16 protein-coding genes are annotated in these 14651 nt (G+C 42.1%); 4 read left to right on the top strand and 12 right to left on the bottom strand.

Features of this window, described 5'->3' with window-relative positions; all coding sequences use genetic code 11:
• Nucleotides 1–2: 2 nt before the first annotated feature.
• The 5 genes from IRJ18_RS10845 to IRJ18_RS10825 are packed head-to-tail and all read right to left on the bottom strand — an operon-like array spanning nt 3 to nt 4721.
• Nucleotides 3–980, bottom strand: a complete 978-nt coding sequence (locus IRJ18_RS10845) for an AAA family ATPase (RefSeq protein ID WP_194106198.1) — start codon at nt 978–980, stop codon at nt 3–5.
• A gap of 2 nt (nt 981–982) precedes the next feature.
• On the bottom strand, nt 983–2155 hold the full coding sequence (locus IRJ18_RS10840; protein ID WP_194106196.1) for a DUF4350 domain-containing protein: 1173 nt from the start codon (nt 2153–2155) through the stop codon (nt 983–985).
• Entirely contained in the window at nt 2152–2901 is a 750-nt protein-coding gene (locus IRJ18_RS10835) for a DUF4129 domain-containing protein (protein WP_194106195.1), read from the bottom strand. The genes IRJ18_RS10840 and IRJ18_RS10835 overlap by 4 nt, the downstream gene beginning before the upstream one ends.
• Before the next feature lie 3 nt (nt 2902–2904).
• Nucleotides 2905–3771 carry a hypothetical protein gene (locus tag IRJ18_RS10830; protein WP_194106193.1) on the bottom strand — a complete coding sequence of 289 codons (867 nt, stop codon included), beginning with the start codon at nt 3769–3771 and terminating at the stop codon, nt 2905–2907.
• On the bottom strand, nt 3771–4721 hold the full coding sequence (locus IRJ18_RS10825) for a stage II sporulation protein M (protein WP_194106192.1): 951 nt from the start codon (nt 4719–4721) through the stop codon (nt 3771–3773). The genes IRJ18_RS10830 and IRJ18_RS10825 overlap by 1 nt, the downstream gene beginning before the upstream one ends.
• Nucleotides 4722–4814: 93 nt before the next feature.
• On the opposite strand from IRJ18_RS10825, the gene IRJ18_RS10820 reads away from it, so the two are divergent.
• Nucleotides 4815–5567, top strand: coding sequence for an RDD family protein (locus IRJ18_RS10820; RefSeq protein WP_194106191.1), 753 nt, complete (start codon nt 4815–4817; stop codon nt 5565–5567).
• Nucleotides 5568–5677: 110 nt separating this feature from the next.
• On the opposite strand, the gene IRJ18_RS10815 is transcribed toward IRJ18_RS10820, so the two are convergent.
• From IRJ18_RS10815 to IRJ18_RS10800, 4 genes are all read right to left on the bottom strand, one after another.
• Nucleotides 5678–6007 (bottom strand): DUF2752 domain-containing protein, encoded by a 330-nt coding sequence (locus IRJ18_RS10815; protein ID WP_194106190.1) that lies wholly within the window; start codon nt 6005–6007, stop codon nt 5678–5680.
• 6 nt (nt 6008–6013) lie between these two features.
• Nucleotides 6014–6445 carry a DUF5684 domain-containing protein gene (locus IRJ18_RS10810; protein ID WP_228072692.1) on the bottom strand — a complete coding sequence of 144 codons (432 nt, stop codon included), beginning with the start codon at nt 6443–6445 and terminating at the stop codon, nt 6014–6016.
• A gap of 122 nt (nt 6446–6567) precedes the next feature.
• Nucleotides 6568–6942: a response regulator gene (locus IRJ18_RS10805; protein WP_194106189.1), complete on the bottom strand. Its 375-nt coding sequence runs from the start codon at nt 6940–6942 to the stop codon at nt 6568–6570.
• An 81-nt stretch (nt 6943–7023) separates the two neighbouring features.
• On the bottom strand, nt 7024–8190 hold the full coding sequence (locus IRJ18_RS10800) for a PAS domain-containing sensor histidine kinase (RefSeq protein ID WP_194106188.1): 1167 nt from the start codon (nt 8188–8190) through the stop codon (nt 7024–7026).
• 140 nt (nt 8191–8330) lie between these two features.
• Here IRJ18_RS10800 and IRJ18_RS10795 point away from each other — a divergent pair, with 140 nt between their 5' ends.
• Nucleotides 8331–8630, top strand: a complete 300-nt coding sequence (locus IRJ18_RS10795) for a GNAT family N-acetyltransferase (RefSeq protein WP_194106187.1) — start codon at nt 8331–8333, stop codon at nt 8628–8630.
• A gap of 7 nt (nt 8631–8637) precedes the next feature.
• Here IRJ18_RS10795 and IRJ18_RS10790 read toward each other — a convergent pair whose 3' ends face one another.
• The gene (locus tag IRJ18_RS10790; RefSeq protein ID WP_194106186.1) at nt 8638–10248 is read right to left on the bottom strand and encodes a Na+/H+ antiporter; all 1611 of its coding nucleotides are present in this window, start codon (nt 10246–10248) and stop codon (nt 8638–8640) included.
• A gap of 240 nt (nt 10249–10488) precedes the next feature.
• On the opposite strand from IRJ18_RS10790, the gene IRJ18_RS10785 reads away from it, so the two are divergent.
• Nucleotides 10489–12408: a PAS domain-containing sensor histidine kinase gene (locus tag IRJ18_RS10785; RefSeq protein WP_194106185.1), complete on the top strand. Its 1920-nt coding sequence runs from the start codon at nt 10489–10491 to the stop codon at nt 12406–12408.
• 91 nt (nt 12409–12499) lie between these two features.
• Here IRJ18_RS10785 and IRJ18_RS10780 read toward each other — a convergent pair whose 3' ends face one another.
• The gene (locus IRJ18_RS10780) at nt 12500–13744 is read right to left on the bottom strand and encodes a hypothetical protein (RefSeq protein ID WP_194106184.1); all 1245 of its coding nucleotides are present in this window, start codon (nt 13742–13744) and stop codon (nt 12500–12502) included.
• 48 nt (nt 13745–13792) lie between these two features.
• Entirely contained in the window at nt 13793–14134 is a 342-nt protein-coding gene (locus IRJ18_RS10775) for a potassium transporter KefB (protein WP_194106183.1), read from the bottom strand.
• Nucleotides 14135–14323: 189 nt separating this feature from the next.
• On the opposite strand from IRJ18_RS10775, the gene IRJ18_RS10770 reads away from it, so the two are divergent.
• The gene (locus IRJ18_RS10770; RefSeq protein ID WP_194106182.1) at nt 14324–14647 is read left to right on the top strand and encodes an ArsR/SmtB family transcription factor; all 324 of its coding nucleotides are present in this window, start codon (nt 14324–14326) and stop codon (nt 14645–14647) included.
• The last annotated feature ends 4 nt before the right edge of the window (nt 14648–14651 follow it).

Here is a 14651-nt window from a genome sequence, read left to right as displayed (position 1 = left end):
TTTTAACGTGGTATTTCTATTTTTTGGATAATTTGTGCTACTACATCATCAGGGGTTACGCCTTCCATTTCCTTGTCGGGTGTAAGCATAATGCGGTGGCGTAATACGGCCGGCGCTACCCAGATAATGTCCTCAGGGGTTACAAAGTCGCGGCCATTCATGGCGGCCAGTGCTTTGGCACTGTTGATGATGGCCAGCGATGCCCGCGGCGAACCACCCAGGTAAAGCGATTTATTGTTTCGTGTTTCGTGGATGATCTTCGCTACAAACTCTATCAGTTTAGGCTCTACATAAAAGCCGCGCACCTGCTTGCGGATGGCAATAATATCATCTGCCGATAGTACCGGTTTTATCTCCGCTAACTGGTCGACTGTTTTGTGCTGGTGCTGCTGACTGATGATAGCCACTTCTTCCTCCAATGATGGATATTTCACATCAACTTTGAACAGGAAACGGTCTAATTGCGCCTCGGGTAGGCGGTAAGTGCCTTCGTGTTCAACCGGGTTTTGAGTGGCAATAACAATGAATGGTTCATCCATTGGGTAGCGGTGGCCGTCTATAGTGATCTGGCGTTCTTCCATCACTTCAAACAAAGCCGATTGCGTTTTGGCGGGGGCGCGGTTTATCTCATCTATCAAAACAATATTGCCAAATACCGGACCGCGTTTGAACTCGAATTCAACAGTTTTGGGATTAAATACCGACGTACCCAATACATCCGAAGGCATCAGATCCGGAGTGAACTGGATACGCGAGAATTTAGCGTTGATGCTTTGCGCGATGAGTTTGGCGGTAAGCGTTTTTGCTACACCCGGCACACCCTCTATCAGCAAGTGGCCATCGGCTAAAATACCGGCAATCAGCAAATCAAGGGTATCCTGCTGGCCCACCACAATTTTGTGGATGGTTTCCTTCATCTGCTCAACCGCCTGGCTAAGCCGGGTAAGGTCGGTCCGTTGTTCAAAAAATTCGTTTTCCATATTTAACTGGATTGAAAATAAAATTGTTCTATGTTTTGGTTCAGGGTAATCAGGTCGCTGTTATCAACCTTATGCCCGTTTTGTATTAATGCTACCTGGTAAAATAGAGCCTGTATCAGGCTTACCTGCACACCGCTTTTGTTGGCAAGCGTTTCCATAAATTCCGCATCGTGCACGTTGGTTTTCAGGTTATATTTGGTGCGGATGTGTTCGAGAAAATAGGCCACTTTTTTCTGCGCTATGTTGCGGTTATCGTGCTGTTCATAATATACCTGGCCTACCACGGTCACAAAATCAACAGTGGTATTGGCCACCGGTTCAATAATGGGTATAATGCGCTGGCGACGTTTCATCTGGTAAAACACATAAACCATCAGCCCCCCAATAACCAGGTAAAAAGCCCAGCGCAAGGGGGCGTGACTTAAAAACACCCGCATGCTCGATTCTTCACCTTCAATTCCCTTGCTGTAATATTCATCCCAGGCTATTGTTTTACCCGTTTTAAGGTAGGATAAAGCCTTAGCCGAATAACTGATGCCCGGACTTTGCAGCAAGCTATAGTTGGTGAACATTTTAGGGTTAGCATTTAAATAAAGCGCCCCTTTACCCATGTTTATCCGTACAAAGGTGGAATGGTTATAGCCGTTTTTACCAAGTACAGTAGTTTTAAGCGTATCGAAATTATAAAAATAGTTATTGGTACTGCTGTGATCTACCAGGTAGGTAGAATCCTTTTGCGATGTGCTGGTGAAGTTTATGAACGATTGCCCGTTGGTATGTTCCTCCGAATTTGTTTCAATTTGTAGCTTTTTCTCCAGCAGGTTGCCAAACTCATTGGCAGCTATAAAAACATCGTTCCCTTTTTTAATGTATTGGGTTAGCTTACCGTAATCGTATTCGGTAAGTTTTAGTTCGTTGCAGATAATGATATAGTTAGCGTTTTTAAGACTGTCGTCGGCTATAACATTATAAACAGGTTCGCGGTACGTTTGTATGGCGCTGCCAGGAAAAACATCGTGCAAACGGTTATATAAAATGTAAGTACCAAAGGGGATCTTCTCAGTATTATTAAAAGTTTCACTCCAGTCGGTCGCTTTTGGGCGATTGTATTCAGCCACCACATACAGTAGTAGCAGTACCGATGCCAGGAAGATGTATAATTTCAGGCTCCTCATGGCAGTAGTTTTTTAAAATCGATAAACAGTGTACGGATGTTTTGGAACGAATGCCCATCTACCGGGAAATTGCCATACCAAACATATTCAAACTGCCGGGTAAGCACCGTGAACGACTGCCGCTGATCGGCATTGTTCAATTCATCCAAATATGCTTTGTTGGTTTTATCAATTTGCCAATTGATAAGGTGCGCATCGTTCAGTTGTTTTAAACTGGCAAGATATAGCAGGCGTACAGCCAGTTTATAGTTGCGCTGAGCCAGGGCCGCCTCAATTTCTTCATCAAAATTTATCTCGTGAATGTTCTCTAACGATTCGTTGTAGGACAGGGCGGCCTGTTTAGGCTCGCGGCTGAAGATATTCGACAGATCGGCACCTATCAGCTTTATCAGCAGGAAAATAACACCGGCTACTGTAGCAGCAATCAGTACATATTTTAAAACAGAACCACCGCCGGCACCTTCTCCCTTACTGAATAATTTGGCGATCAATTCCCAAAACCAGTTCCAAAACCTTTCCCATAGCGATGGCTGAACTTTGGCGTTTTTGTAATAGTTAAAAGCAGGATCGTCGGTGTACTTATCTACCGCATGCTTATCAAAATGTCTGTAGTTTATATTTGAACTATCAACCAGTAATGTTTTGGGCACAACCTTTACCGCTACCTTTTTAGGCGCTGGAGTAGGCGCGGCAGCGGTGCTAAAAAAAAACAGCACAAATAACAGGAAGATGAGGCGTTTACACATTGTTTAGTACTCTTCTTCGGTGGTGGGTTTGTCGGCTTCGAGTTCGTGTTGCCCCAATTTTTCTATTCTTTCCAACAGGCTAACATCTTCTTTTTGTTCGGTCAGGCTAAAATATACCAGGGTAATAGCAATGCTGGGTAAAACGTATAAAAACTGCCCAAGGTGAATGGCAATATTATAAGCTATCATATAGAAACTATAGCCATGTGCCCCAGTAATAAAAACAATGAAAGCAGCTATAATTTCAGCCGGGATAATGATAAGCAGGACGGTGATCCCTATCAGTAAAAAAGTTAAAATAATAGCACCGAAAGTATACCACCATTTACTCTTTATTAACTGAAACGCGCGGTTGAATGAATAGCTAAGCGTGCCATTTTCAATTACCATAATGGCAAACATTAAAGATACAACGGTTGCTAAATATATACCCGGTACTAAACAAAAAACCAGACCGGCTAAAATGAGCAGTAATAACAAGATGTAACTGCCAAATACCCTTAAAAAATAAAACTTTACATAGCCCCACACTTCATCAACACTTGGGGCAACGTTTCCCTTATCGCGATAGAGCGCCATGAACGATAGGGTGGTTAACATGACCAGCGTATTGGCAACAAACTCGATGAGTAATGAGGCAAAGTAAGTCCCGGTATAGGTAGAATCAAGCCGGCTTTCACCATCGGCCAGCAGCCTGAAGGTATTTATTTGGTTTATGGTTGATACAGCCAGTGCCGATAACCAAAACACACCACATATTATCAGGTACGCTTTTAATAAAGGTTTCCAGTTCTGTTTAAAAAATTGGATGCTGGCATCAATTACCTCGCCCATTGTCCTAATCCTGTTCAGTATTACTTTTTGAGGCATTATTGGTTTATTTTTTTACGTGATAAATAGTTTGGGTAAATAATTACGTACCCTACAATAAAAACGAATGACCCTGATAAAATAAGGATACTTAACCAAGCGGGCATTTCGGTATGGCGGGTAACAAAGCTTTCAAAAATGGCGGCGACTACTATAACGGGCAATATGCCAACGGCTATCTTCATACCATCCATAGCGCCTTTTTTAAAGGAAGCCATGCGCGTGTAGGTTTTCGGGAATATGATGCTGTTGCCAAATACCAACCCCGCGCCCCCGGCTATGATAATGGATGATATTTCAAGCGTGCCGTGTATCCATATCACCAATATAGATTTTAACCCCAGGCCCTGGCTGAAAAAGAAGTATTCAAAAGCGCCCAGTATTAACCCGTTTTTAAAAAGCGCGTATATGGTACCAATAGAAAAAAGTATGCCGAACAGGTAAGTCCGTACCGTAGCATACAGGTTATTGCTGACGATCTGGAAAAACATCAGCCACGAGTTTTCGTGCTTGTAAACCCCAAACGGATCGCCTTTGGCAATGTTGGCTTTGGTCATGTTCACATACTTGTCGCCCATAATGAAGTTAACAAACAGGTGATCGTATTTGGCTGATAACGCGCCCACCAGGAAAAATACTGCGAAGAAGATGAATGAGTATAACAACTGGCGCTGGTATTTTTTAAAAAGCATAGGTAGCTCAAACTGCCAATAGTACACAAAACGGTTAGTCTTTTCCTTTTTATTACGATAAATAGACTGATGAAAACCTGCGGCTAGTGTATTCAAATAAGCCGTAGTTTTTGATTCGGGGTAAAAAGTTTTAGCATAGGCCAGGTCATCGGTAACGGATATAAAACGTTCGGCAAGCTCATCCGGGTCTCGGGTGGGCTCGGTTTCATACTGTTTCCACCTTGCTGAATTTTGCTTTACAAATAATGCTTCACGCATTGTATTTAAGGAATAGATTTTTTTTGTTAAAATAGTAAAATAAATTTACCCGCAACATAAATTATATGCCTGCTAAATATATATTTGTTATACATGGAAACCATAAAAATAACCACATCGCAAAACGTTGAAATTGATTATGCTGTAGCCGGCCTTGGCGACAGGGTTGTAGCACGGATAATTGATATGAGCATATTTGGCGGGATATCATATTTGGGTACCATTATTTTTGTAGGGGTATCGGCAAATTCGGGAAGGGCGGATTGGACAAAAAGCACAGGTTTTATAGTAACCATAGTTATATGGCTGGCGTTTTTTGTGTTTTATGATTTGATTGCCGAGATATTTTTTAACGGACAAAGTATTGGCAAGCGCCTAATGAAAATTAAAGTGGTGAGCCTTAACGGAGCCCGCCCCAGTGTTGGACAATACCTGTTACGCTGGCTGTTTCGCGCTGTCGATTTTGGGATTACCCTTGGCTCATTGGCAGTGGTTAGCATTGCGCTTACCGATGATAAACAACGCACCGGCGATATAATTGCGGGTACCACACTGGTAAAAACCGAACCATTGAACAAATTTAAAGACTTGTTCTTCCAGGAACCGGGCGCCGAACATATAACCACCTACCCGCAAGTTGCGCTGTTAACCGATAAGGATATTAATTTGATCCACGAAGTAATAAGCTATTTTAAAGCAACAGGCAACAGTTTGCTGATATATAAACTGGCCATGCGTATTAAAGCTTTCTTAGGGGTGAGTTATCCGCCAGAGATAAACGAGTACCAGTTCCTGGAAATGATTGTACAGGATTATACCACGCTTACTGCGGGATATGAGGTGTAATTTATCCACTTAGCACGCGTCATTCTGAGCGATAGCGAAGAATCCCCGGTACGCTAAACAACCCTGCTTTTTTATGATCTTTCGCTATCGCTCAGGATGAAGTGGGGTTGTTAAACAATCTTGCTCATCTTCACCACATATGATACGATAATAACAGCCGCCGTACCGATGTATAAGGTTTTCTTTAGGTAATCTTTCCGGTCTATTGACCAGCGGGCATCAATGATGGTGTAAAGGGTAACCAATAGTAGGGGTATGGTAGCGGGATACAATTGAAAACTTTTGCTGATATCCCCCTGTAAAAGCGCCAAAAACGAGCGCTGGAAACCACAGCCCGGGCAATCTATTCCTGTTAACTTTTTAAATGGACAGGGTATTAAAAAAGTTTGCAGCCATTTAATTAAACTTAAATGGCTGCAAAACAAGGTATTTATAAGCATATTTTATTACGAATTAATATCGTAAGGTCTTTCATAGTCGCCGGCACCGTAGTTAGGTGGCGTACCGCCGGGGCCTAAATAGGTATAATTACCAAAACCAAGGATACACATAAAAATAGGGTTTAACAAAACCAGGCCAACTGTAAAGCCCTCACTTTGGCCAAAGCTTTTACTTAAACGGTTGTATATCCAAATAACGAAAACAATGTTTACACAAGGGATAAGCATCAATAAAAACCACCAGATGGGTTTGCCTACAATTTCAAGCAGTACAATTAAATTATAGATGGGGATAATGCATGCCCAACCGGGCTTGCCTGCCTTTGTATATACTTTCCATGTGCCGGCAATTGCAATTATTATGGCTATCAGCCAAAATGCGATAACGGGCCCGGTGAAAAAATAAAAAGGAGAAGGTGTAGATTGATAATTGTCCATTTAATAAAGTTTTAAGGTTAATTGTTTATAGTTACTGCAAATTATACATAAATATCAAATAAACAAATTGAAATTGGCGCCAGAAAAAGATAACGGGAGAAGTGGCAACGCCGTATTTAATATTAGCAAGCCAATGGCTGGTGGTTTACTGTACGCACAACCGTAACTACCAGGTCTTGCACTTCAAATGGTTTGCGGATATGGTCATTAGCCTGGCATTCCTTGGCAATCAGTTCAATATTATTAGCCGTAGATAGAATTATTACGGGGATGTGGTTCAGGCTTTCTATCTGTTTTATTTTTTTGCACAAACGATGTCCCGGGAGGGCGTTAATAAATTCATCCAGCAATATTACGTCAGGTGCAAAAGGAATGATCTCTGATAGGTCGTTAGGTTCGGGGATACTGAGTGTTTCAAATCCTTCTTCTTCTAAAATTAGCGCCACAATATGCCGGATATCCTGGTCGTTCTCAATAATCAATACTTTCTTTTTCAAACGGATTTTTAATCAAATATAAAATATTTTAATAGAACTACATTATATTTTTCTTGATAGTTATTGACACCCGAATAGATATTATCCTGTTTTCCTACTTAGCTTCGGTAATGAAATAAAGAAGGTGGAGCCTTTTCCAGGCTCGCTATCTGCCCATATCCGGCCGCCATGTTGTATAATGATCTCTTTTGACAGAAATAGGCCAATCCCTAAGCCAGAGATTGTAGAATTTTCATCATTTACCCGGTAAAAGCGGGTAAAGATATCTTGTTGTTTATCCTGCGGTATACCCATGCCATAATCTTTTATACATATCAGCACTTCGTCTGCATCGCTGGTTAAGCCCACATGGATCTTATTTGTCCCCGGCGAATAACGGATGGCATTGGTTAGCAGGTTGATAATGACCTGTTCAATACGATGGGCATCACCAGTTACAATCAGTTTACCGGCAGGCATTGTTAAATCAATTGTATGGCTTTTATTACCGTGGCTTATCAATTCTATAGCATCGGTCAATACCTGGTTAATATCAAAATCTTCTTTAGTTATTTGTAGTTTACCTGCCTCTATCTTTGAAACATCCAGCAGATCTGAAACCAGGGCGTTGAGTTTTTTAACCTGTTGCCGTGTCTTTTGCAAAAAAAGCATGGCGCTTTCGTCCGTTATCATGCCGCTAATAATCTGCAGGTAACCATTAATACTTGTCAGCGGGGTTTTTAATTCATGACTGGCCAGCCCAATAAATTCGTCTTTTTTTTCGTTTAGCGATTTCACCTCGGCAAAAAGGCGTGCATTTTCCTCATGTGCTGCTTGTTGTTCGGAAATGTCGCGCGCTATCTTTGAGGCCCCGATGATGTTGCCATTATTATCTATCATAGGGGATACCGTTAGCGAGATTGGCACCAGCTTCCCGTTTTTACACTGCCTGATGGTATGAAAATGATCGACTTTATCACCTTTCTTCACCTTACCAATAATATAAAGCTCTTCGTCCAGGCGATCGGCAGGGATGATCATAGTAATATGCTGGCCCAATGCTTCATTGGCAGTGTAACCAAACATTTTTTCGGCAGACCGGTTCCAACTTGTAATAACACCGTCCAGGGTTTTACTAAGAATAGCGTCATCAGAGGTATCAACTATAGCGGCCAGCATAGCCTGCCTTTGTTCGGCAATTGCCTGCGCATCTTCATTAATAGATAACGATAAGGGAGATGGTGATAAGTGGGTTGCGGGTTGATCCATAAGACTAAGTAACAACTAATATTAAAAATTGTTGTCGGTCTAGCATTCAGTATATTACTGACCACCCTGTAGTCAGTATTAACAGCACCAAATAATACCCGCCTTTTTGTTTTTTAAACCCCTATGCCGTAAATTGCCGCATGGATTATGAAGCAATAGAATTGATAAACAACCAGGCGCTTCACAAATTTGAGTTGGTTGTAGATGGCACGCGGGCTTTTATTGATTATAAGCAAAAAGATGACAAGGTTTTTTTGATCCATACTGAGGTGCCACAGGTGCTGCAGGGCAAGGGTGTAGCCGCGGCTCTTGTCGAAAAAACTTTTCGTTATATGGAAGCGCACCATTTAAGGCTTGTGCCTTTATGCACTTATGTAAAACACTTTTTAACCATCCATCCCGAATGGAACCGCTTGTTAGTTACTAACAACGAGGTTTAAAACCGGTTTATTCCGATTCAAAATGCTGGCGCAGCTTTTCTTCTTCCAAATCCAATAGTTCCATTTGTCGCCTCACCAAGTCATCACTGATGCTTTCTTTTTTGTTTAGGGTTTGCAGCAATGCGCGCTGCTCCTTTAATAACCGGGCCGTAATCTGGCGGTAATCTTTATAAAATTCTTCTGCCCGGGTTTCATTGTCATCCTTATCCCAATCCCTTAGTAGTTCCATATCGGCGCTATAGCGCTGTCTAAGCGCCTTAACCATGCCATTATTTTGAGCCTGGCCAGGGTAATCAGTATCCAGGATAGCCAACGAAAGATGAGAGAGTTTTTTACGCACCAGTTGCCGCTGTTGTTCCAGCGGTATGGTTAGGTCGGGGTCGGGCATGTTCACCCATTTAATCAGCAAGGGTAGTGTAAACCCTTGTAATACCAGGGTAACCAATATGACCGTGAAAGTGATGAACAGGATCATATCACGATTGGGGAATGCCTGGCCCGAATTGAGCATTATAGGTATACTTAGTGCTGCCGCCAACGAAACTACGCCCCGCATACCTGTCCACCCAAACAGTGTTGGTGCTTTCCACCCGGGGCTTGGATCAGCAACGGTAATTATCCTGCTCATTACCATAGTAATAATAGTAGCGGCGTAAGTGCTGGCAAAACGGGTGATTATTAACACACCGGTAATGATAAGACTATAGGTAACCGCTGGTGCCAGGCCGTTTGGCCCAAGGTTTTTAATAACAACCGGAAATTCAAGCCCGATAAGGATAAATACAAAGCCATTCAACACAAAAGCAACCGCTTCCCAAACATTAACCCCTTGCAGGCGGCTTCTGTACGATAAGAACTGGTGCCGGCGCGCCGAGAGGAAAAGGCCGCCGCTAACCACAGCTAATACACCAGAAAAGTGGAATTCCTCGGCCAGCATATACATGGCATAAGGGGTAATAAAAGTTAGCACCACATCCATATTGGTTGAAGTAGGTAGCCAGCGGTGAATAGCATAAAACAATAGCGCCACGGCTATCCCAATAACTACCCCCATTACAATTACCAGTACAAAATCAATAGCAGCCTGGTGAAATACAAAAGTGCCGGTTAGTACCGCAGCCAGCGCAAAGCGGAAAACCACTAAACTGGCAGCATCATTCAACAGGCTTTCGCCCTCTACAATAGTAATAAAGCGCTTGGGTACTTTAATGGTTTTTAAAATGGCACTGGCAGAAACCGCATCGGGCGGCGAAACAATGCCGCCTAACAGGAAGCCGGTAGCCAGTGTAAAGCCCGGGATCAGTGCTGCGGAAACAAAGGCCACTACACACGAGGTTAGGATCACAACCGGAAAAGCAAAACTACTGATCACCCGGCGCCATTTCCAAAAATCTTTCCAGGATGTGTTCCAGGCGGCTTCATACAGTAAGGGTGGCAGAAAGATCACAAAGATCAGTTCGGGCTGTATCTCGATGCCCCGCAAAAAGGGTACAAAGCCCAGTGGTAACCCTACCAGTACCAGTAAGATAGGATAGGCTACTCTGATCTTTTGCGCCAGCATAACTACAAAAAGGATAACTACCAGAAGGCAGGTATATTGGATGACAAGGTGATGCATGCCCTAAAATAGAAAAGAAAAAGGACAATCAAAATGAGCGCGATGTAATTAGGGTTATTATACATACCGGGTGCTGATTTGAAGAAACTATTTCGCAGGTTTATTGTTATCAGTATCTTGTTGCATTAAGTTAAGAACCATATGATATCGAAAAGGATACACGTTATCGATTTTTAAGTTTTTAATAGGTTTGACTATTCATTCATTTATATTTACCGTTAAGAAAATATTTAAATCGTTATGCAATTAATAAACGAGGACGATCTGTACCACGTTGTTTTTAACGCCCCTGTAGGTATTTGTATCCTAAACGCGGCAACCCGGATTGTCGAAATGGTCAATCCTCATTTTCTAAAGCTAACAGCTAAACCTGTTGAAGAACTGGCAGGGAAACCCTATCTTGAAAGTTTTGCAAAACCTGGAACGGAGGACGAAGAAGCGCTAAACAAAGCAGTTCAGGAAGGCCTGCCGTATACCGCCCGCAGAACTACGCTACTACGCGTGGATGATAACCGTGGAGAAACTGTATTAGCCAGTTTCCTGTATTCACCCGTGAGAAACAAGGAAGGTAAGGTTACCCGGATAGCAGTGTGGCTGCTGGAAAATACCACCGAAGCCATGAATGCAGAACTGGCAGCCGCCAACGAAGAATTAGCAGCTGCTAATGAAGAATTTGCGGCCGTTAATGAAGAATTGGCAGCGGCTAACGAGGAATTGGTTTCTACCAATGATGAACTGGCTGAAACCCAGGCCAGTTTACAACGCAGCGAAAGGCTGTTCCGCTCTATTGCGCTGAATATCCCTGGCTCGCTGATCCTGGTAATAGATCAAAGCCATCGATATGTAATTGTAGAGGGTGACCTGATGGAAAAAATGGGTTTCGACAGGCGGGACTATGAAGGTAAGCATCCGGCTGAGGTTGCACCCGAACGATATGAAGCCTCGCGGCACTTATATGACCGAATGATGGCCGGCGAAAAGTTTTCGGTAGAACGCCGGAGCGAAACCGGGGATTTTTATCTTGTACACTTTGTACCTCTTAAAAACGATGAGGGGGAAACGATACAAGGTTTGATCATTCTGCTGGACATTACTACTATTAAACAAGCCGAAGAAAAAAGCGCGAAGCTGGCGGCTATCGTTGATTCATCTGACGATGCGATCATCAGTAAGAATTTTGACAGCGTTATTACCAGTTGGAATGCATCGGCCGAACGTATGTTTGGATACAAAGCTGAAGAAATAATCGGACAAACAATTTATAAACTTATCCCTCCAGACCGCCAGGAGGAAGAACCCAATATACTGGCACGTTTAAGAAGGGGCGAACAGGTAAATCATTTTGAAACCAAACGGCTAACCAAGGACGGGCGGCTATTGGACGTTTCCTTAACAATTTCGCCGGTTAAAGACCCACAGGGAAATATTATAGGATTATCAAAAATTGCGCGGGATATTACCGAAAAGAAGCTGGAGGAACAGCGAAAGAATGATTTTATTGGTATGGTAAGCCACGAACTAAAGACCCCGCTTACCTCGTTGTCGGCCATAGTTCAGATGGCGCACAGCAAATTGCGGCATAGCGAAGATCCATTTTTAACAAAAGCCATGGAAAACGCCAACCGGCAGGTTAAGCGCATGACCAGGATGATTAATGGTTTCCTGAATGTTTCGCGACTGGAAGCCGGTAAATTACTAATAGAAAAGCAACCATTCGATCTGGAAGAACTGCTACAAGAGATTGTGGCGGAAACGCGGTTAACAATTAGCACGCATAATTTTAACCTGGAAGGATGTAAGGATATTATTGTTAACGCGGATTGGGATAAAATCAGTTCAGTGGTATCTAACCTTATTGGTAATGCCATAAAGTATTCACCAAAGGGCAAGCTTATTGATATTTACTGCAAGGTGGAAAGCGGATCGGTTATTGTAAGCGTAAAGGACGAAGGTATGGGTATCAAACCACAGGATATCAGCCGGATATTCGATCGCTATTACCGTGTTGAGACCGACAATACACGGCATATTTCCGGCTTTGGCGTTGGCTTATACCTTAGCGCGGAGATTATCAGGCGGCACGGGGGAGAAATATGGGTAGAAAGTGAAAGCGGCAAAGGCTCGACCTTTTATTTTTCCTTACCGCTTGTACAACAGTAATAAGGATTTGTCAGGAGCTTTTTAAAGAATATGTTAACAAACTAAAGCCCTATATGGGCTTTAGTTTAAATTGGCTATCTCTGTTCTTGGTTTATTTAAATCCAAATACCAACGGAAATATAAAGGTCACAATAATAGTCCATACAAAGTAAACGGGCAGGTAGAAGGCAATTGCTTTACCCACCGCAGTTATTTCAGCTTTTTTTGAAAGCGTCCTGAAAAGTTGCGCAGTCACTAAAAGCAGGTTTGTTAAAATTAATACGTTGCCACCTAAAACTGCGGCCCTGTTTGGTGTGAAGCCCCATTCTGAAATGCGGAACAATATGGCAGAAAGTGCAACACTGTTAACTATTATAGTTATAGCAGATAATAACAATAGCACCCAGGTTTCAGCAACACTTTTGGTTGTCTTAGACGTTTCAGCAACAGAAAAGAATATAATTGCCATAACGCCAACTAATAAAGCATTAAAAATTAGCAAGAATTCCCGGTTGTTGTAAGGATTCTTACCTGAATAAATAATTGCTGTAAGATAAACTACCAGCATAACTACCACCAGCGGGCTAAATAGTTTAGCGATTACCGGCGAAACTTTGCCCACCAACTGCGGATTAGCCTGGGTTAGATAAGTGCCTATAATGGGTGCAGCCGCAAGGCCAAAAATGCCAACATTTTTGAAATAAAATTCTTCGATCTTAAAACCAATAAGAGAGAAAAGCCCAATGGTTATACCAGTCATGATGGCGCCAGCTATTAGTATAAGTGTTGTCATGACCACCAGGTCGCCGTTATACTTCAGAAAGCCAAGCCGCTTTTCGTGATTGTTTTTTATCTCCCCAACGAAAGCAAAACCTAATACTGACCATAGAAATAAAAGCAAATGGATGCACGATAAAATCAAAGTATCGCTTTTCTTAGTGTCAGGCAAAAAATTGATAAAAAACACACCTGCAAGGGTTGCACCAATAATAAAGGCAATTTTACCAGCTGATAATTTGTTTTTCCTGGCAAAGTAAGCGGTTAACAATGGAAACACAATGAAACCGATATTCCTTGGATAAAAGAAGTCTTCTTTTATTGATAGGAAGGCCGGCAGTTTTGCAATAATACCTGCCAGCAGCGATGCAATTATTACAAGTAATAATTCCCTGCTTGTGCCCCAGTTAATTTCATCACTTTCATAATTCAACCGTTCATGCCAAAAATCGGCAATAGTATTGCCTTTCAGCTCGGGGTATAACATACCAAATGACCGCTTAAAAGATGTTTTATTATTCCGGTACATTTTTTCAAGTTGTGCGGGATTGTTTAGCTGGGTAAGTATTTCGTCCTTCATACAAGTTATTTAAATATCAGTTAAAACTATAATTAGGTCAATCAACCGTTAATTCCACAAAGTGCCGTTTAATCCCAGGACGGTGCCCAGCCACAGCGCAATGATAAATCCGATTAAACTAAATACAATAGCGAATGCTTTTCTCCAACCACCCTGGTAGCCCAAAAAATGATTTACGAAATAAAAAAATGCACCGCCACCCGCGCCGGCTAAGGGAACCATAACTAACGGTTTGATCATCCAAAGTTTCCCCCAGGCAGGGTTGGAGTTTTTTACTCCGATTAAGAAAACGGAGATCAGGATCAACCCGATCCCTGCGCCCAGCAACATGCGTTTACCTAATAAGGCCGGATGAATTGGTTGTGCTTTAAAGTTGTTTGTTAATATCATAACAGTTTTAGTTTATAAGTGTAAATAACCCGGGTGTTTATTCTTACCCAATATTTTATGATGCAAAATAAATAAAAGTACTTTGTATTTCAAAGTATTTTAAAAACTTTTTATCTGCGAAAAATTAACTGCAGAAATATTTGCGTAGTTAAATAGCTACATATATATTTGTAGTCAAATAGCTACATAATGAATTTAAGACGCGACGTATTTCAGGCCATAGCCGACCCCACGAGAAGGGCAATACTGTTGTTGGTTGCTACACAAACTATGACAGCGGGGGCCATTGCGGCCAATTTTGATACAGCAAGGCCCACAGTTTCAAAACACCTGCAAATACTTACCGAGTGCGAATTGCTTGCACAGGAACAACATGGCAGGGAAATTTATTATCACATTAACGCAAAAAACATGAAAGAAGTAGCCGACTTTATCGAGCCATTCCGCAAAATGTGGGATGACAGGTTTAATAAACTGGAAAGCATTATGAAAAACTATAAACCCAAACAATAGAGAC

It is taken from the genome of Mucilaginibacter boryungensis, assembly GCF_015221995.1.
Lineage (GTDB): Bacteria > Bacteroidota > Bacteroidia > Sphingobacteriales > Sphingobacteriaceae > Mucilaginibacter > Mucilaginibacter boryungensis.
This window is presented reverse-complemented; position numbering and strand designations above follow the sequence as displayed.

Bases quoted from the DNA above. Each gene is read 5' to 3' on its own strand.
- IRJ18_RS10815 (WP_194106190.1), bottom strand. From the start codon at position 6,007: ATGCTTATAAATACCTTGTTTTGCAGCCATTTAAGTTTAATTAAATGG.
- IRJ18_RS10785 (WP_194106185.1), top strand. From the start codon at position 10,489: ATGCAATTAATAAACGAGGACGATCTGTACCACGTTGTTTTTAACGCC.
- IRJ18_RS10775 (WP_194106183.1), bottom strand. From the start codon at position 14,134: ATGATATTAACAAACAACTTTAAAGCACAACCAATTCATCCGGCCTTA.
- IRJ18_RS10795 (WP_194106187.1), top strand. From the start codon at position 8,331: ATGGATTATGAAGCAATAGAATTGATAAACAACCAGGCGCTTCACAAA.
- IRJ18_RS10810 (WP_228072692.1), bottom strand. From the start codon at position 6,445: ATGGACAATTATCAATCTACACCTTCTCCTTTTTATTTTTTCACCGGG.
- IRJ18_RS10790 (WP_194106186.1), bottom strand. From the start codon at position 10,248: ATGCATCACCTTGTCATCCAATATACCTGCCTTCTGGTAGTTATCCTT.
- IRJ18_RS10825 (WP_194106192.1), bottom strand. From the start codon at position 4,721: ATGCGTGAAGCATTATTTGTAAAGCAAAATTCAGCAAGGTGGAAACAG.
- IRJ18_RS10830 (WP_194106193.1), bottom strand. From the start codon at position 3,771: ATGCCTCAAAAAGTAATACTGAACAGGATTAGGACAATGGGCGAGGTA.
- IRJ18_RS10780 (WP_194106184.1), bottom strand. From the start codon at position 13,744: ATGAAGGACGAAATACTTACCCAGCTAAACAATCCCGCACAACTTGAA.
- IRJ18_RS10820 (WP_194106191.1), top strand. From the start codon at position 4,815: ATGGAAACCATAAAAATAACCACATCGCAAAACGTTGAAATTGATTAT.
- IRJ18_RS10845 (WP_194106198.1), bottom strand. From the start codon at position 980: ATGGAAAACGAATTTTTTGAACAACGGACCGACCTTACCCGGCTTAGC.
- IRJ18_RS10835 (WP_194106195.1), bottom strand. From the start codon at position 2,901: ATGTGTAAACGCCTCATCTTCCTGTTATTTGTGCTGTTTTTTTTTAGC.
- IRJ18_RS10770 (WP_194106182.1), top strand. From the start codon at position 14,324: ATGAATTTAAGACGCGACGTATTTCAGGCCATAGCCGACCCCACGAGA.
- IRJ18_RS10840 (WP_194106196.1), bottom strand. From the start codon at position 2,155: ATGAGGAGCCTGAAATTATACATCTTCCTGGCATCGGTACTGCTACTA.
- IRJ18_RS10800 (WP_194106188.1), bottom strand. From the start codon at position 8,190: ATGGATCAACCCGCAACCCACTTATCACCATCTCCCTTATCGTTATCT.